The sequence below is a fragment of the Planomicrobium sp. MB-3u-38 genome (genome assembly GCF_002836425.1).
GTDB lineage: Bacteria > Bacillota > Bacilli > Bacillales_A > Planococcaceae > Planococcus > Planococcus okeanokoites.
Genome location: NZ_PJBO01000076.1, coordinates 19,054 through 35,281, shown reverse-complemented (window position 1 = coordinate 35,281; position 16,228 = coordinate 19,054). Strand labels below are relative to the sequence as shown.

The following is a 16,228-nucleotide window of genomic DNA, read 5'->3' as shown; positions in this document are numbered from 1 at the left end:
TACACAAGATATTTTACGCTCTCAATCCAATTACAGGCGTTTACATCTTAAATATTCACAGTAAAATTATGAAAACCGATTTAATGAAACTACATGGAGTTACAAGCAAAAAATCGAAAGAATTAATCTTTCCAATAATACCAGAAGAATATATGTCTCATTTTATTCGAGGTTATTTTGATGGAGATGGATATGTAAATTATAAGAGCTACTTTGTCAGTATTGTTGGTGGTTCGATAGAATTCATGAAATCATTACAAAACAAAATTGAAGTACATGGATTTACAACGAATTTTACTACACACGAAAATCATTATCGAGTTTATGTTAGTGGTAGAAGAACAATTAAAAACTTTTCTGAATGGCTTTATAAAGATAAAGAACTATTTTTAGAAAGGAAGTATGAAGAGTTCAACAAAGAAAAAGAAGATGTATCAATTTTAAGAGATAAGATCAAAATGCATAATAATGCTAAAAAGGCTAGGAGTGATAGAGGTAGCAATAACTTGAAAAATAATTAAGTAGACATAATATAAATTATAGGAAGTTGTGTATCAAAACATAAGTATACTCATGATATTGAGACAAAAACGATTTTATAGCCAAATCAGGCTTGATTTCATCTTATTAATTATCAATGTGTTTTTGTTCATTTGAATACGCCGCAGTTTTTATCTTTTTGATAGCTCATTACTGAATTGAATTCAAATCTTGTCTCAAAATAAAAAACGAAATTGCTTTGTTTACGATAAGCAATTCCGTTTTGTGTTTAAGTTTTCTTTATTGATACTGTTTTCTTTTTAAAATTTACTTAATGCATCTTATATCTAATTTTACATCGTCTCAAAATCAATATCTTCCACATACGCATCAATTACTGCAGCTTTGTTGCCGGCTTTAGCCATATTCAGCGCTTCTTTCAGTTCATGCCGGTTTTTAGCTGTATAGCCAATACCGCCGCAAGCTTCAGCAAACATCGCAAAATCAATATTTGCCAATTCGATATTCGTCGGTTTATTCCCCATTTCTTTCTGTTCCGTTTCGATCAACTGGATTTTCTGGTTGTTCAAAATCACTATGATGATTGGCAGATTGTATTTAACTGCTGTAACGAAGTCTTGCATGCCCATTGAAAATCCGCCGTCACCGATCAATGCGATTACCTGTTTATCCGGATACGCCAATTTACCGGCTATTGCGCCAGGCAAACCACAGCCCATCGTCGCAATCCACGCTGATACAATCATTTTTTGATCTGTAAGCTTTAAATAACGCGCTGACCACAATGTCACACTTCCTACATCAAGCGAAACAACCGCTCCAGGCTCCAAAATTCGCTGCACTTCTGCCATTACATGCTGTGGCTGCAGCTGCTCCGTCTCTTTGGCCATCTCCTGCCGCAATTTTTCATCCCATTTATCACGCTTTTCTTGAGATTGTTTAAGAAAATCATCACTTTTAGGCAGGATATTTTCAATAAACCAAGCCATGACCGGTTCCAATTCACTGGCAATGCCGATAGTTGCCGGATAATATTTACCGATGACAGCCGGATCGATATCTATCTGAATGGCCGGTGCATCATTTGGCAAATAACCCCTGTATGGGTAAGCAGTACCCGCCAATATCAGTAAATCCGCTTCCTTCATCACTTCCTTGGCCGGTTCAGTCCCTAATTGCCCCAGATGTCCCATATGATTGGGATGTTCGTCGGGAATCAGGCCTTTAGAAGGAAATGAAGCGATTAATGGTGCTTTGATTTCTTCAGCAAACATCAATAATTCGGCAACTGCACCTTTAGCCCCTTTGCCAGCTAAAATGACAGGTTTTTTTGCGGAATTAATCAGATCTGCAGCTTTTTCAAGGTCTTCAGCCGCCGCTCTTATATTAGGCTGCGAATAAGATGCTGATGTCATGGGCTTTTCATATTTTATCTTCGTACTGAACAGATCATCCGAAACAATCAGTACAGCCGGACCATTTTCTGCGTACGCAGTCCTGATTGCCTGGTTCAGCATGTCCGGCAGCTGTTCAGCTGTCTGTACCCGCCTATTGTATACAGCCACCTGCTCAAACATCGATTCCAGCTTCAATTCCTGGAAATTATCCGTGCCGACTAAATCACTGCTTACCTGTCCGACAATCGCCAGCACCGGTACTTTATCTTTCTTGGCGTCATACAAGCCGTTTTGTAGATGGACTGCTCCTGGTCCTGCAATCGACATGCAGACACCGATTTGACCCGTGAGTTTGGCATGTGCTGCAGCAGCGAGCGCACCTGTTTCTTCGTGACGGATCTGGATAAACCGGATCTCCTCTTCTTTCCGTAATTCTTCCATGAATTCGTTGATTGAGTCACCAGGCATCCCGTAGATATGATCTGCTTTCCATTCCTTCAGTAAGTATATAACGTATGCCCCCGCTTTTTTATCAAACATCGGACCACTCCTTTATGTCATTGGCTAATTGGAAACATTTTCTGTTCACCCTTTTCATTCCCCAGCAGCTGCAGTACAAACCCAATGCTTACGGTGACTAAAAAAAAGCCACCAGTGTTGTATGGCGGCCCGTAAATGCTAAAAATATTTATCAGACTGATTGGAGCGATTTTATGTCCAAAATTTCAATACTCCGGTGATCTTTTTGGTGAATCCATCCCTCATCTTCAAATTTCGCCAGTTTTCGGCTGATCGTTTCCGGTGTGGTTCCCAAATAAGAGGCTAAATCCTTTCGTGACATTGGCAAAACGATATTGTCCAATTCACTGTCCTCAGCCTGCTGAACCAGATATAGGGCAATCCTCGTCTCCACATTTTCTGTGGCAAAACTGGTCATGAGATGTTCTGTATTATCCAGTCGCTTTGAAAATTCATTTAAGATTTTCAATGAAATAGTAGGATGCTGCTGGAGAATTTGCTGTAGATCGCCCCGTTGTATGCTGCAAATTTCTGTTTGCTCCATAGCTTCAGCATACACTTCATGTACCGACTCCCTGAACAGCGCCAATTCACCAGTAAACTCCCCCGGATTCAGTATCCGGATAAGCTGCTCTCTGCCATTTTCCGATAACCGGTAAACCCTGACTTTTCCTTTATGAACGATATACAGTGAATCGGAATAGTCACCTGCACGGTAAAGTATCTCGTTCTTTTCTAAGTTAAGGTGTATGGCTGATTTTACAATGCTATTCATTTCATCATCTTCTAAGTGATTGAAAATCGGCACGATGGAAACACATGATTTATGCTTTTCAATTTCTTTCGATTCACTAAGTTTATCCGGTTCCTGCAACGGCATCTTAAACCCTCCCTAACTGATGAACAATTCAATCAATTATTTATATAAATTTTACCATTGTGTTGAAAGCATCATTACTTTTCAGGTTTTATCAATTTAAGTCAGGCGACTTTTGTTGATAGAACCGGATAACCCAAACGAACAATGGTTTCTTCGACTTTTAGAGCAGAAACCAGTTCATCGTTATACACTACTTTCACTTTACCCGCATGGAAAAGAACATCAACAGATTCCACGCCCTGTATTTTCATTACAGCGTTTTCGATCTTTTTAATACATGACGGACAAGTCAACGGTTCCATTTTAAATGTAACTTTCATCATGATTCTTCCTCCTGTTTTTTGCTAAGCCTGAACTGGCCGCAATTTAAATTCTTTCTTAATTTTATTGTGATTGAAACGCATTAACCGCATCGCGTTCAAGATGACCAGCAGAACACTTGCTTCATGTATGAACATGCCGGAAGCCAAATGGATGGATCCCATCAGAACACCTGCCAGCAATACTGCAACGGTGCCAACAGCCAGAACAGTATTTTGTTTCATGTTCCGGATTGTCGCTTTGGATAAAGAGAAGGCATGGGAGAATTGAAGAAGTTGATCCGCCATCAATACGGCATCCGCTGTTTCCATTGAAATATCTGTCCCGCCTTCACCCATGGCTATGCCGATATCCGCTGCTGCAATTGCCGGTGCATCGTTGACGCCATCTCCAGCCATGGCCACAATGTGCCCTTCGGCCTGCAGATTTTGGATGAACTTCACTTTGTCAGCCGGCAGCAGTTCCGGGTGGAATTCATCCAGTCCAAGTGCTGCAGCCACCCGTTCAGCAGTAAATCGATTGTCTCCTGTCAGCATAATGATCCGCTTAATGCCATTCTTTCTCATTTCAGCGAGTGCAGATGGTGCATCTTCCCGAATCTGATCGGCTATGGAAATGATGCCGGCGAGCTTGCGGTCTTTTGAAATGAAAATAGCGGTATTACCCATTTTTTCACGTCCGATAGCATAATCCATTAGTTCAGGAGAGATTTCGACATCGTTGGCTTCCATCAATTTGCGGTTGCCGATCGCGAGGCAGTGTCCGCCGATTAATGCCATCAAGCCGCTCCCTTTTTTGACTTTGGATTTTTCAGGTGCTGCCAGTTTGATGCCGCGTATTTCCGCCTCTTTAACAATGGTTTTGCCCAGATGATGTTCTGATACCGTTTCCGCAGAAGCCACCATCTGCAGTAAATCGTTTTCTGCCAATAGACCTGCTGATTTTATATCAGTCACTTGGGGTTTCCCTTTCGTCAAAGTGCCCGTTTTATCGAATACCAGCGTGTCCACTTTTGCAAAGCGGTCCATCACTTCGCCGCCTTTGATGAGGACCCCATTTTTTGCCCCGTTACCGATACCCGCCACACTGGAAACCGGCGCACCGATGACCAATGCTCCTGGACAGGCGATAACCAAAAAAGTGATAGCCAGATGGACATCCAACGTCAGAATATAGACCATTATCGACAGGACGACGACTCCCGGGGTATAGACTGCTGAGAACCTGTTGAGAAATTTTTCCGTTTTCGTTTTGGAATCCTGTGCTTCTTCCACAAGCTCAATGATTTTCGCAAATATCGTGTCGTCACCGATTTTATCAGCCAGTACTTCGATATAACCTGATTCGATCATTGTTCCACTGTAGACTATATCACCTTTCTTCTTTGAGGCAGGCACTGATTCACCGGTGATGACCGCTTCAACCAGCAATGCCTGTCCGCTAATAATTGTTCCGTCCACGGGAATTTTACCGCCGGTTCGGATGATTACCCGGTCCCCTGTGACCACTTCTTCAACCGGTATGGTGATATTTATCCCTTCCCGGATAATCGTGGCTTCTCCAGGTGTCAAATCAATCAGATTCTTCAAAGATGATCTTGTTTTTTCCAATGTCCGTGCTTCCAGATAATCCCCGAACAGGAATAAAAATGTGACAACCGCTGATTCTGTGTATTCACCGATAACCAGTGCGCCGACAACCGCGATAGTGACCAGCATCTCGATACTGAATGCTTTCATCCGTATTGCTTGAAGCGCTTTTAACCCGATTGGTATGCCGGCAATGACCGTCACAGCGATCAGTGTCAGTTTCTGAAGTTCAATTAACGCCATACCATTGAAAAACAAAGCGAAAATAAGTAGTATTCCTGCCAGGAAAGTGATTTTCTTTTTATTCTGATGGATCAAACCCGCCATTTTCCTTCAACTCCTTGTTCCTGTACTCTTTCTATCCCAATCATAGGTGAAGGAGCCAAGGAACAAATTGACCGGTATCAAGATGGTAAAAAAATTCCCCGGTTACTGAAAATACTCAGTCACAGGGGAAGTGATAAGGAATTGACTTAATGGAGGTCTATCCACCAATATACGACATTCCAATTTTATTGCGGTTTTTTGCCGTTTGTTCTGTCCGCTCATCGGAATAGCGGTCAGCTCGGCCAGCCCATACATTGCTGACAGCTTCCAATAGCGAAGCATCATCCATACCGCTCCGGATCAATTCCCTGATATCATAGCCTTGAACAGCAAAGAGGCATGTATAGAATTTTCCATCTGATGACAGGCGCGCCCGTGTGCACGATGAACAAAATGATTCTGAAACAGAAGTGATAAAGCCGACCTGCGAGTCACTGTCTTTGTACTGGTAACGCTTCGCCACTTCTCCGTAGTAATCTTCATCAACTGCTTCCAGCCCATATTCGGATTGGAGTAATTCAAGAATTTCTTTCTTCGTAACGACTTTCTTAAAACTCCAGCCGTTATCGTTTCCGACATCCATGAATTCAATGAACCGGAGTGTGATGCCTTTCTTTTTGAAATACGCGGCCATCGGTAATATTTCCTGCTCGTTCACATCTTTTTGTACGACCATATTCACTTTGATTTCAAATCCCAGCTCTTTTGCAAAATCGATATTTTCCAGGATCGGCGCCGGACTCACTCCTCTGCCGTTCAGTTTGCCGAATAATTCCGCGTCCAAAGCATCCAGGCTGATATTGAGCCTTCTAAGCCCCGCTTCGTAAAGAGCAGCTCCCTGTTGTTTCAAAAACAGCCCATTGGTGGTCAGACCGATATCTTCCACACCTTCTACAGACAGGATTTTTTTTATGAGTTCCGGCAAGCCCCGACGCATTAACGGTTCGCCGCCGGTCAGCCTGATTTTTTTGACCCCCATTGATACGAAAACTTTGGTCAGCCGGTGAATTTCTTCAAATGACAGTAATTCCTGCCTTGGCAGAAATGCATAATCATCACCGAATACCTCTTTTGGCATGCAATAAGAACACCGGAAATTGCAGCGGTCGGTGACAGAAATCCGTAAATCGCGTATCGGCCGGCCCACTCGGTCTTTCAATGGTTGTCCTTCCATGTTAACGCCTCCCTTTCTATAAACTATTTCTATTTATATTGCGGAATTTATCTTTGTTCGGATGAATCAACCAGTGGTCTATCCATGTGGTTTCCAAACTGTTAAGAAAATCGAATACGCTTAATTTTTCATCGCCGATTGCCTGTTCGAGTTCTTCTGAAAAATTGCCAGCCCATATACTGAACAAAGGAATTTTCTCATCCTCGGTTTTAACAGCTGTCACCTGCGCCTTGCTGTTCACCAATTTCAGCAATTCCCTTGTTTCGGCAGGTCCGATAAACGGCATGTCACAAGGAAGAACCATGTACCGATCGGCTCTCTTTAATTTCATTGCTGTGGAAATTCCAGCCAGTGGCCCTTTGTCGGAAACAGCGACATGATCTGTCACCACTTCCAGTTCCGGCGGAAACAGCTGCACCAATTCTTTCCTGGTGACAATCACCACTTCATCACAAACCGCTGAAAGTGCCTGATGCACTTTTTCATAGAAATAGTCATCGCCGATTTTGGCAAATGCTTTCGGTGAACCGAAACGACGGGACAATCCTCCAGCGAGCAGGATGCCGACTGTCTTCATCCGCCACTGACAGGCGGTATCAGCGCAACCGCGTCGCCTTCTGATAAGATGTCTGTCTGCAGAGCATATTCTTCGTTCACCGCAAATTGCAGCGAATTCCCCTGCATTTGCGGATACTTTTGAATCAGCCGTTCTTTCAGTTGTCCGACTGTCACGCCAGCACAATCGAAATCTTCTTTATGGGTTCCAGTCATTTCCCGAATACCGGCAAAATAATGGACAGTTATCATCTTAATTCTCCTTCCGGCTTTTTCTTTTGATCCCCGATCCATTGTTCCCCGTCGTTCCAAATCTCTTTTTTCCATATCGGAACGATCTCCTTAATCCGTTCTATTGCATATTCATTTGCTTCATATGCTGTTTTTCTGTGCGGAGAGGAAACGGCGATCACCACCGCGATATCACTTATTTGAAGTTCACCGATGCGATGTGCAATAGCAGCTCTGGTGCCTTCCCACTGTTCTTCGATTTCCTGGCCGATCTGAGCCAGTTTCTTCTCTGCCATGGGCACATAAGCCTCATACGCGAGGAAGACCGTCTGGACCCCTTTTGTCCATTCGCGTACATGGCCGGTAAAAAGCGTCACTGCTCCAGCTTCGGGGCGCAATACATAATCCGCATATAATTGTGGATTGATCGGTTCTGTTACGATACTAAAAGGTTTCATCTGTTTTCCCCTTCCATCCACTGGATAAAGAAATTATCGATTTCTTTTTCATTATCCAATTCAACTGATTTGATCTTTTCCAACATGACGCCTTTATGGACGATGACCAGTTCGATTTTTGATAATTTCTGCAGTTCCTGCCAGTCATCAACGTTTCGCACAAGAACGACTTTGGGAAAGTCCGCTTTTTTGAACCCTTCGATTAAAATCAGATCGGGTTCAGCCAGCTGCGATAACCGGATGAACTTCTGCAGCTCAGCCTGTTTTGTTTGAAGGTGCAGCTGGACGACGCCATTTCCATAAGCCAGTGAACTGGCTGCGCCTTTTTCAAAAAACCGCATACTGTCTGTGCCATGTTCAGGCATTTCCAAATCGCCGCCATGGCCATGATGTTTTATTGTGGATACTTGTTTATTGGATTTGAGTGCAGTTTCCATGAAACGGGTAAGCAATGTCGTTTTTCCGCTGTTTTTGAAACCAACAATCTGGAGTATCTTTATAGTTTCCATAATGCGCTGCCTTCTTCCATGCCGAGCAACAGCACATCCACGATATCCCCTTTTTCGAATCCCCTGGTGCCGCCTGGCAAGACGATTAATGCATTGCCTTTAGCGATGGACGCAACCGCATTCGACTTATTGAACCCTGCTGGTTTGATAAATTCACCATCATAGACTGCACGAATAAAACGGGTAAACGGATTGGCTTTGGTGAAATCCTCAGCAAGTATGGCCTTAGTATGCGGCAAATACCTTTTTTCCGCTCCCCTCATTTTTAATAGGGCCGGACGGACAAATAATTCAAATCCCGTAAAGCAGGCTGACGGATTGCCGGAAAGGCCAAATAAGTATTTGCCGGCTGCCACTGCTACAGTCGTGACACTGCCCGGACGCATGGCCACTTTATTGAATAGCACCTCTGCTCCGAGCCGTTCATAAATCGCCGGCAGGAAATCGAAATCTCCCAAGGAAACGCCGCCTGTTGTAATCAGGCAGTCCGTTTCTGCTGCCGCTTTTTTGACAATCGTGAAGCTTTGATCCAGGTCATCCATTGAAAGTCCATACATTTTGCAGCCGAGGCCCATTCTGGCAAGTTGCGCTGCAATCATCGGCCCGTTGCTGTTGCGGATTTTCCCGGGTGCGAGTGGTTCTGAGACATCCAATAATTCTGTGCCGGTAGACAGAATGCCGACCACCGGCTGTTTGGCGACTTGCACTTGCGCATAGCCGAAAGTTGCCAGCAAGGCCACTGTGCCGGGATGGATCAGGTGGCCGCTTTCAATGACCACTTCTCCCTGCTGGACATCTTCCCCTTTCAGGGATACGTTCTCAAGCTTTTCAAATGGCTTGCGAATGGTAAAAGAGTCCGTTGATTCGACCGTCTGTTCAAACATGACAACCGCATCCGCATTTTTTGGCAACGGTGCTCCCGTCATGATCCGGACGGCTTGATTTCCGCTTAAGACCTCTGCTGAAACTTTTCCCGCTCCGATATGATCCACTATTTCAAACCGGATCCGGTTGTCACCGGAAGCTTCCCGAGAACTGCCGGAAATGATGGCAAACCCGTCATAAGGCGAACGGTCAAAGGGCGGCACTGCATGACCTGCGACAATCGGTTCAGCAAGTATCCTGTTGTAGCTGTGTTCCAGTGACACTGTTTCAGCACCGATTGAATGTGCATGTTCCATCACTTTTTGAACAGCTTCTGAGACTGGAATCGGTTTACGATGTTCGATCAATAGTATCTACTCCCCGTTTAATCCTGATATACTGAATCCATATGAATTTGAAAGGATGATCCGAATGTCTGAACTGACACATTTCAATGAACAAGGCCGCGCGAAGATGGTCGACGTATCCGATAAAAATGAAACGGTGCGTACTGCCCGCGCAACTTCTGCGATAATGATCAACGAAGCGATTTACCAGCAGATCAAAGACGGCACCAATAAAAAAGGGGATGTCTTTGCGGTCGCGCAAGTTGCTGGCATCATGGCTGCCAAAAACACCGCACAAATCATTCCGATGTGCCATCCTTTAGCTTTGAGCGGCGTTGACATCCATTTTGAATGGAATGTCGATGAAGAGAATGGCCATTATGAAATTCATATCACTGCCGCCGTAAAAACGAAAGGTCCCACCGGAGTCGAAATGGAAGCTCTCACAGCGGCGTCCGCTGCAGCATTGACCATTTATGATATGTGCAAAGCAGCCGGCAAGGAAATGGTGATCGGCCCTACGCTGCTGTTGACAAAAACCGGCGGCAAGTCAGGCGACTATGAACGCGGATGAACATGCTTCTTTAATTCATAGATTATGTGGTGGAGTTCCGGCAAGATCAGCCGCTCCATCCCTAATCGTACTGCTCCGCGAGAACCCGGCAGGATAAAAATGGCTTTGTCTGAAGCCGTTCCTGCCGAAGCGCGGGTGAGCATGGCCCTTGTGCCGATGTCTTCAGTGAAACTCAGGTGCCTGAATAATTCCCCGAATCCCTGGATCTCCTTTTCATAGAACGGTTCGACCGATTCGATCGAATTATCCCTTTTGGCGATTCCTGTACCGCCTGTAATGATGATGGCATCGATGGATTCTTCCTCCAGCCATTTTTTTAGTGTTCCTCGAATATCCACAACTTCGTCTTTGACGATCTGATAATCCACCACTTCCATACCTTTCTGGTCCGACACTAATTTCCTTATCAATTCGCCGCTATGGTCAGTTTCCATCGTGCGGGTATCACTTACAGTCAATACGGCAATGCTGACACCGCCGATTATATTGAATTGTTCAGACATGTCTTTCCCCCTTCAGCATCAACCGAATAATTGATGAAAGAATTTCTGCCCCTCCGTTTTGTTCCGCATGCCGTGAATGAGAATACGGCCATCCGCAAATACTACGGCCCTTTTCCCATAAACTTTCATCTCGACAAAGTAAGGAGTGGACCTAACCTGTGCTTTCAACTTTTCACCTACTTCCAACGCATCCGCCATTCCAAATTTCCTGTTCGGATTCGGCAGGAATTGCACCGCCTCCCTGCCGCAAAGAACCGCAATTGTTCCACCCGAACCAGATTGCAGCGCGGGATAGATCGGTCGGCTACCGCAAGTTTCACAGTTAGCATTTTTAATGCGGCTGATGCCCAGATCATGGACGGTGTTGTCCCATAGATTGAAATGATGCATTTTGCTTCTCATCGCCGCTTTATTGCCGCTTAACCACTTTAAAGCTTCCGTACATTGAAGCGCTGCTGTGACTTGAACTGCCGATGGGATGATTCCCGCTGTATCACAGGTTTCGTTAAGAGACGGCAGTACTGGCATCAGACACCGGAAACACGCTGAATTGCCCGGGACGAATGGGAAAATGACACCTGAACTTCCCACACAGGCACCGTATATCCAGGGGATATCATATTTTGCCGCTGCATCATTGATCACAAGGCGGGTTTCAAAATTATCCGTGGCATCCAGGATCAAATCGCTGGATTGCGCCAGCTTTTCCATCAATGCACCGTCAAGATGCTGCAAGTAAGTAGTAAGTCGCATATCGCTTCTGATAGCTGTTAATCGAATTTTCGCTGCCTCGACTTTTGGTTTCATCTCTTCTGCATCTTTTTCGGTAAACAGCTGTTGGCGCTGTAAATTGGAAAGTTCCACATAATCACGGTCGACCAGATGGATTTCACCAACCCCGGCCCTCGTCATGGTTTCAGCAATTGCGGAACCCAAAGCTCCGCAGCCGACAATCGTCACGACTGACTGGCACAGGTTCTTTTGTCCTTCCTTGCCGATCGGCTTGAACAGTTCCTGTCTTGAATAACGGCCATCCATCGGGATACCCCCTATCGGTTATTTGTTATTTATTCATTGGAAGACCGAGGTATGCTGTTTCTTCTTATATTCGGAAGTAATATCCGTAAAAGTCCCGACATATCGAACCACTTCTCCGGTATCATCTTTTACCGCACTGATATTCAACCATTGCAAATATTCTTCCCCATCTTTCCTTTTGTTCCAAATTTCACCTTGCCACATGCCTCTCTCCTTGATCTCCTGCCACATCTGCTGGTAAAACTCTTTTGATTGCCGCCCTGATTTCATGATGCTCGGGTTTTCCCCTATGACATCCTCTTTCTCGAAGCCGGAAAGCTCTGTGAATGCAGGGTTTACCGTTCTGATCTTCCCGGATATATCGGTAACCAAAATTCCTTGGCCAGTGGAATTGAACACTTCACCAGCCAGCTGCAGACGCTCTTGGTAATACAGCCAGACAACAAGAATCAGGCTGGCTAACGCTACTTGCGACAGCAGCATGAAACCGATGGAATATTGGCCAGTGACTGAAAAAATAATCGACAGCATGATCGGTGGGAAGAATCCGCCAAGTCCACCCATCATGGAGACGATACCATTGACGATGCCTGCCTGTTTATTGAAATAGAAAGGAACGAGTTTAAAGATGACCCCATTCCCGATACCCGCGCTAACGGCAATCGCAATACTGCCTACAGTGTATAAACCGATGGATGGCGAGAAAGCCAGTACAATTGCGGCGATCGTGTAGATAAAAAACGTACCCATCAATAGAAGCAATGGCTGCAATTTATCCGCCAGCCAGCCCCCAACAGGACGCAGGAATGTCGCTACGGCGATGAATCCGGCTGTCCGCATGCCTGCGTCCACTTTTTCGAGACCGAAATTGTTGACGAGGAAGTTCGGCAAATAAATCGTGAACGCGACAAAAGAACCGAACGTAATGAAATAGAACAATGAAAAGAACCAAAGCTTTTCGTTTTTATAGACGCCTTTAATCTGCTCAAAAATAGGGGTTTTCACTTTTGCTTCATGACGATCCCCGAAGAAGAAATTCAGTAATGCAAATATCAGTAAAAGGATCAAATACAATTTGATGGTTGCCGACCAGCCGATTTGAGTAGCAATCAGCGGTGCCGAAAAAGTGGTGATGGCGGTACCGATATTTCCTGCGCCGTATATACCGTTTACGAGACCATGTTTTTCTTTCGGATAATATTTCGGCAAGGAAGTTACTCCTACAGAGAAAACCGCTCCACCGATACCCAGAAATAAACCACCTATAATCAGATCAGTAAAAGTGGATGCTTCACTTAAGTAAAACACCGGAAACAGCAATAGGATGAAACTGAGCAGGAAAATGATCCTTGCTCCGAATACGTTGGCATAATAGCCGAGCGGAATCCGTAAAATAGATCCCAGAACAACCGGGACTGCTGTAACGATAGCCAAGCGTTCCGGTGGAATTGTAATATCTTCGCTGATAAATGGGATAAGTGAGGATATGATAACCCATACCATGAATCCGACTACTAAGTTCATCGTTTGTAACGGCAACTGCACTTTCTTGATCATCCAAATCACCTTTTCTGCAATAATTTTCTTTACGAGTTCAATCATCGATTCCCTAATCCCATTGTATCGCTAGTCATACCGCTTATTAATAAGGGAGTCCCCTTGCAGTCTGAGGGGAAACCCTAAAAAAAGACAAAACAAAAAACCGCTTCCGGGGAAGCGGTTTTAAGAAATCAATGTTTTCATTTTTTCGTATAACTCATCCTGGTCTACAGCTTTCATCAGCTTTTCTGCCATTGGGAACAGCACCGTTTCCTCTTTGACAAAATGGATGGTCAGTACTTCGTAGGCTTCGCCCGCGTCTTTGGCGATCGTCTTCATATCGTCCAGCGTCATCAAATCGATGTTTCCTCTAGTATGGTGAAAGAAATGGCCGATATAGCCGTCTATTTCCTGGTGCTCTTCCTGAATCCCCATAAGCGGCCCTTGTTCAAATCCGATATAAGTGCCCAAAACGGGGAAGAAATGTTCTTCTTCTTTATCTGTATGATTTTTAAGCGGTTCCACAAATTCATAAAGTTTCTGCCGGATCGTCTTCAATTTTTCCCGGCCTTCTTCAAGGGTCATATCGTCTTTTTCAAAATCCAGCACCAGGGCATGCCATTCATCCATCAAATAGGTCAAATACCTGTGTTCGTTTTCAAGTAGCCGCATGCCTGGTTCCTTGAAACGCAGTTCAGCAAAGTCTGCCATTTCCATCCCTCCAGAAGTATCAAAAATTCAATAATTTTTTCTTTAAAGCGTACTCGACCAGTTCCGGCCGGCTTTTCAATTGCAGCTTCTCCATGATTTTCGCTTTATGCGCTTCCACTGTTTTCACGGAAATATAAAGTTTCTGGGCAATTTCCTTATTGCCGTAGCCTTTAGCGATTAAAGGAAGAACTTCGATTTCCCGCTTGGAGAGAAGCTCAAATGGATCATTCTGAGATGAATTGGAATGTTTGTTGAAGAATTCACGGACAAGCGAAGTTGCCATTTTTGGATGTATGTAGGTCCCTCCGTTGTAAATGGTGCGGATAGCGGATAGTAATTCTTCGTCCGGTGCATTTTTCAGCATGTATCCTGAAGCACCGTTTTTCAGAACGTGAAACAAATACTCTTCGTCATCGTGCATGGTTAGAATAAGAATTTTGGTTTCCGGAAAATCTTCTTTAATTTTCCCAGTGGCGATCAAACCACTTTCGCCTGGCGGCATGCTCAAATCCAGTAACAGGACATCCGGCTGATGCTTTGCCACCATTTGATATGCTTCGATTCCATCAGCGGCAAGACCGATAACTTCCATGTCATCCTGGAAATTCAAAATCATCGAAAAACCGCTTCTTACTATCGCATGGTCGTCGGCTATGACGATTTTCATGCTCTCCCCCCTTTTTATAAAGGTACACTTAAGTGCACTGTCGTTCCTTTACCGAGCTCGGATAAGATTTCAACTTTTCCGTTAACCAATTCCGCACGCTCTCTCATTCCGAATAAACCCAATCCGGTTCCTTTAGGTGACTGGCCTTCTTTGAAACCCAGACCTTCATCTACAGTTATCAGATGAAGGTGGCTGTCCTCTTCATATAGATGTACTTTTATTTCTTCCACAAATGCATATTTGATCGAGTTTAATACGGCTTCCTGGCAAATCCGATAAAAAACCGTCTCAATTTCACTGTCAAACCGCTTTTTATTAATGGATGAAACCAGTTCGATACTGATGCCGTAACTTTCTTCAATTCGCTTGAAGTGTGAGCGGAATGCGGCTTCCAGTCCAAAATCATCCAGCGAAGCCGGGCGCAATTCCAAGGAAAGATTGCGGATATCATCCAGCAGGCGTGTCAAAGTCGCTTTCGTATCTTCTGCTTTATCCAACACTTTCTGGTCGCCAGTCATGTACTTCAAAGCACGCAACTCCACAACAGCACTCAGCAATTCCTGCGCAACGCTGTCATGTAATTCACGCGAAATTCGTTTTCTTTCATTTTCCTGCGCTTCAATGACATGTCTCATCATGGTATTCTGATGCAACTTCTTCTGGGTTTCAAACTGTGTCGTAAGATCTCGCAGCATGAAAACCCGGATGCCTCTTTCCGAATCGATTGTATGAAAAGTAGCGGTATAGGGAACCACTCCTTTCCCTTTTGTCTTCAAGTGAATTTGAAACGATGTGAAGTTTGCAGGTTCAACGCTTTCAAAAAAGCAATTTTTGCATGTCTGGTTCTCGGATTCACTCGTAAACCCTCTGCAAGCTTCGCAAATCGCAGAATCAGCGCCGGCAATCAGCTGCTCCAGCACATCATTTTCCATGATATTCGCTGCTGCGGGATTTAAGGAAAGCGTCTTTCCGTGCCTATCGAAAAAAAAGATGGCTTCTGAACTGTTCGCATACATTTTCATCATCAATTCACTTTGGAAATCAGTGTTTGGCGGCATCAATGTAAGATCAAATCCTTTCCATCCAAATTTCCGATTCCGGAAGCGGCTTTTTGAGTCAATAACACCATTTTTTCTTCTGTCATTAATCCTTCCTCACGGTATCCACCCAGCAAAACGCCTGCAACTCTCCCGTTGTGCCATAACGGCACAGCTCCAAAACTTCTCAGATTCTCAAATACCAGTATCGGGAAATTGAATAGATCATCATTTTGCGCAAAGTCGCCGCGGTCTTTTACAATCAGCGGTTTCCCAGTTTTAAAAACCATACCAGCTATCCCTTTTCCTGATTGCAGCAGAATTTTTTTAATACGGGTGCTAATATTGCCTGAAGCATATTTCCATTTCAGAACGTATTGATTTTCAGCAGGTTCTATCAGGGCGATTGCGACAAGGTCAAAGTCGATTTCGACACGGAATTGATCTATTTGAGTCTGGTGATCCGCAATATTTTTCATATGTTTAT

Annotated in this window: 19 protein-coding genes; 2 read left to right on the top strand and 17 right to left on the bottom strand. The window is 44.4% G+C overall.

The annotated features are described in order from the left end of the window. A partial coding sequence (locus CXF70_RS16210; protein WP_304528595.1) for an LAGLIDADG family homing endonuclease occupies nucleotides 1–521 on the top strand: 521 nt, incomplete at its 5' end. A gap of 312 nt (nucleotides 522–833) precedes the next feature. Here the strand turns inward: CXF70_RS16210 and CXF70_RS16205 are convergent. The 10 genes from CXF70_RS16205 to CXF70_RS16160 all read right to left on the bottom strand — a co-directional run bounded on the left by CXF70_RS16205 (nucleotide 834) and on the right by CXF70_RS16160 (nucleotide 9,693). Continuing rightward, nucleotides 834–2,438 carry a pyruvate oxidase gene (locus CXF70_RS16205; protein WP_101803524.1) on the bottom strand — a complete coding sequence of 535 codons (1,605 nt, stop codon included), beginning with the start codon at nucleotides 2,436–2,438 and terminating at the stop codon, nucleotides 834–836. 151 nt (nucleotides 2,439–2,589) lie between these two features. Further along, nucleotides 2,590–3,297, bottom strand: a complete 708-nt coding sequence (locus CXF70_RS16200; protein WP_101803523.1) for a Crp/Fnr family transcriptional regulator — start codon at nucleotides 3,295–3,297, stop codon at nucleotides 2,590–2,592. A gap of 101 nt (nucleotides 3,298–3,398) precedes the next feature. Further along, the gene (locus tag CXF70_RS16195) at nucleotides 3,399–3,620 is read right to left on the bottom strand and encodes a heavy-metal-associated domain-containing protein (protein ID WP_101803522.1); all 222 of its coding nucleotides are present in this window, start codon (nucleotides 3,618–3,620) and stop codon (nucleotides 3,399–3,401) included. Between the two features lie 21 nt (nucleotides 3,621–3,641). Further along, nucleotides 3,642–5,534, bottom strand: a complete 1,893-nt coding sequence (locus CXF70_RS16190) for a heavy metal translocating P-type ATPase (protein ID WP_101803521.1) — start codon at nucleotides 5,532–5,534, stop codon at nucleotides 3,642–3,644. 157 nt (nucleotides 5,535–5,691) lie between these two features. Beyond that, nucleotides 5,692–6,708 carry a GTP 3',8-cyclase MoaA gene (gene moaA / locus CXF70_RS16185; protein WP_101803520.1) on the bottom strand — a complete coding sequence of 339 codons (1,017 nt, stop codon included), beginning with the start codon at nucleotides 6,706–6,708 and terminating at the stop codon, nucleotides 5,692–5,694. Nucleotides 6,709–6,724: 16 nt separating this feature from the next. After that, nucleotides 6,725–7,285 carry a molybdenum cofactor guanylyltransferase gene (locus tag CXF70_RS16180; protein WP_101803519.1) on the bottom strand — a complete coding sequence of 187 codons (561 nt, stop codon included), beginning with the start codon at nucleotides 7,283–7,285 and terminating at the stop codon, nucleotides 6,725–6,727. Next, nucleotides 7,282–7,515, bottom strand: a complete 234-nt coding sequence (gene moaD, locus CXF70_RS16175) for a molybdopterin converting factor subunit 1 (protein ID WP_101803518.1) — start codon at nucleotides 7,513–7,515, stop codon at nucleotides 7,282–7,284. The genes CXF70_RS16180 and moaD overlap by 4 nt, the downstream gene beginning before the upstream one ends. After that, on the bottom strand, nucleotides 7,512–7,952 hold the full coding sequence (locus CXF70_RS16170; protein WP_101803517.1) for a molybdenum cofactor biosynthesis protein MoaE: 441 nt from the start codon (nucleotides 7,950–7,952) through the stop codon (nucleotides 7,512–7,514). The genes moaD and CXF70_RS16170 overlap by 4 nt, the downstream gene beginning before the upstream one ends. Beyond that, on the bottom strand, nucleotides 7,949–8,461 hold the full coding sequence (gene mobB / locus CXF70_RS16165) for a molybdopterin-guanine dinucleotide biosynthesis protein B (RefSeq protein WP_101803516.1): 513 nt from the start codon (nucleotides 8,459–8,461) through the stop codon (nucleotides 7,949–7,951). The genes CXF70_RS16170 and mobB overlap by 4 nt, the downstream gene beginning before the upstream one ends. Then, a complete protein-coding gene (locus CXF70_RS16160) occupies nucleotides 8,449–9,693 on the bottom strand; it encodes a molybdopterin molybdotransferase MoeA (protein WP_101803515.1) in 1,245 nt (414 codons plus the stop codon). Before CXF70_RS16160 ends, mobB begins: the two co-directional genes overlap by 13 nt. A gap of 64 nt (nucleotides 9,694–9,757) precedes the next feature. Here CXF70_RS16160 and moaC point away from each other — a divergent pair, with 64 nt between their 5' ends. Continuing rightward, on the top strand, nucleotides 9,758–10,246 hold the full coding sequence (moaC, locus tag CXF70_RS16155; protein ID WP_101803514.1) for a cyclic pyranopterin monophosphate synthase MoaC: 489 nt from the start codon (nucleotides 9,758–9,760) through the stop codon (nucleotides 10,244–10,246). Here the strand turns inward: moaC and CXF70_RS16150 are convergent. The 7 genes from CXF70_RS16150 to CXF70_RS16120 form a co-directional block, all read right to left on the bottom strand. Continuing rightward, complete coding sequence (locus CXF70_RS16150) at nucleotides 10,231–10,749, bottom strand: MogA/MoaB family molybdenum cofactor biosynthesis protein (RefSeq protein WP_101803513.1); 519 nt, start codon at nucleotides 10,747–10,749, stop codon at nucleotides 10,231–10,233. The two genes, moaC and CXF70_RS16150, sit on opposite strands and share 16 nt — an antisense overlap. Nucleotides 10,750–10,767: 18 nt before the next feature. Further along, a complete protein-coding gene (locus tag CXF70_RS16145; protein ID WP_101803512.1) occupies nucleotides 10,768–11,787 on the bottom strand; it encodes a ThiF family adenylyltransferase in 1,020 nt (339 codons plus the stop codon). Between the two features lie 33 nt (nucleotides 11,788–11,820). Next, nucleotides 11,821–13,344 carry a nitrate/nitrite transporter gene (locus CXF70_RS16140; protein WP_101803527.1) on the bottom strand — a complete coding sequence of 508 codons (1,524 nt, stop codon included), beginning with the start codon at nucleotides 13,342–13,344 and terminating at the stop codon, nucleotides 11,821–11,823. Between the two features lie 165 nt (nucleotides 13,345–13,509). After that, a complete protein-coding gene (locus tag CXF70_RS16135; RefSeq protein ID WP_101803511.1) occupies nucleotides 13,510–14,037 on the bottom strand; it encodes a hemerythrin domain-containing protein in 528 nt (175 codons plus the stop codon). A gap of 19 nt (nucleotides 14,038–14,056) precedes the next feature. Continuing rightward, on the bottom strand, nucleotides 14,057–14,704 hold the full coding sequence (locus CXF70_RS16130; RefSeq protein ID WP_101803510.1) for a response regulator transcription factor: 648 nt from the start codon (nucleotides 14,702–14,704) through the stop codon (nucleotides 14,057–14,059). Between the two features lie 14 nt (nucleotides 14,705–14,718). Then, on the bottom strand, nucleotides 14,719–15,762 hold the full coding sequence (locus tag CXF70_RS16125; RefSeq protein WP_233208666.1) for a sensor histidine kinase: 1,044 nt from the start codon (nucleotides 15,760–15,762) through the stop codon (nucleotides 14,719–14,721). Next, nucleotides 15,762–16,220, bottom strand: coding sequence for a GAF domain-containing protein (locus CXF70_RS16120; protein WP_101803509.1), 459 nt, complete (start codon nucleotides 16,218–16,220; stop codon nucleotides 15,762–15,764). The genes CXF70_RS16125 and CXF70_RS16120 overlap by 1 nt, the downstream gene beginning before the upstream one ends. Nucleotides 16,221–16,228 lie beyond the last annotated feature (8 nt).

Bases quoted from the DNA above. Each gene is read 5' to 3' on its own strand.
- moaA (WP_101803520.1), bottom strand. From the start codon at position 6,708: ATGGAAGGACAACCATTGAAAGACCGAGTGGGCCGGCCGATACGCGAT.
- moaD (WP_101803518.1), bottom strand. From the start codon at position 7,515: ATGATAACTGTCCATTATTTTGCCGGTATTCGGGAAATGACTGGAACC.
- CXF70_RS16170 (WP_101803517.1), bottom strand. From the start codon at position 7,952: ATGAAACCTTTTAGTATCGTAACAGAACCGATCAATCCACAATTATAT.
- mobB (WP_101803516.1), bottom strand. From the start codon at position 8,461: ATGGAAACTATAAAGATACTCCAGATTGTTGGTTTCAAAAACAGCGGA.
- CXF70_RS16125 (WP_233208666.1), bottom strand. From the start codon at position 15,762: ATGCCGCCAAACACTGATTTCCAAAGTGAATTGATGATGAAAATGTAT.
- CXF70_RS16195 (WP_101803522.1), bottom strand. From the start codon at position 3,620: ATGATGAAAGTTACATTTAAAATGGAACCGTTGACTTGTCCGTCATGT.
- CXF70_RS16190 (WP_101803521.1), bottom strand. From the start codon at position 5,534: ATGGCGGGTTTGATCCATCAGAATAAAAAGAAAATCACTTTCCTGGCA.
- moaC (WP_101803514.1), top strand. From the start codon at position 9,758: ATGTCTGAACTGACACATTTCAATGAACAAGGCCGCGCGAAGATGGTC.
- CXF70_RS16135 (WP_101803511.1), bottom strand. From the start codon at position 14,037: ATGGCAGACTTTGCTGAACTGCGTTTCAAGGAACCAGGCATGCGGCTA.
- CXF70_RS16120 (WP_101803509.1), bottom strand. From the start codon at position 16,220: ATGAAAAATATTGCGGATCACCAGACTCAAATAGATCAATTCCGTGTC.
- CXF70_RS16200 (WP_101803523.1), bottom strand. From the start codon at position 3,297: ATGCCGTTGCAGGAACCGGATAAACTTAGTGAATCGAAAGAAATTGAA.
- CXF70_RS16140 (WP_101803527.1), bottom strand. From the start codon at position 13,344: ATGATCAAGAAAGTGCAGTTGCCGTTACAAACGATGAACTTAGTAGTC.
- CXF70_RS16150 (WP_101803513.1), bottom strand. From the start codon at position 10,749: ATGTCTGAACAATTCAATATAATCGGCGGTGTCAGCATTGCCGTATTG.
- CXF70_RS16130 (WP_101803510.1), bottom strand. From the start codon at position 14,704: ATGAAAATCGTCATAGCCGACGACCATGCGATAGTAAGAAGCGGTTTT.
- CXF70_RS16180 (WP_101803519.1), bottom strand. From the start codon at position 7,285: ATGAAGACAGTCGGCATCCTGCTCGCTGGAGGATTGTCCCGTCGTTTC.
- CXF70_RS16145 (WP_101803512.1), bottom strand. From the start codon at position 11,787: ATGGATGGCCGTTATTCAAGACAGGAACTGTTCAAGCCGATCGGCAAG.
- CXF70_RS16205 (WP_101803524.1), bottom strand. From the start codon at position 2,438: ATGTTTGATAAAAAAGCGGGGGCATACGTTATATACTTACTGAAGGAA.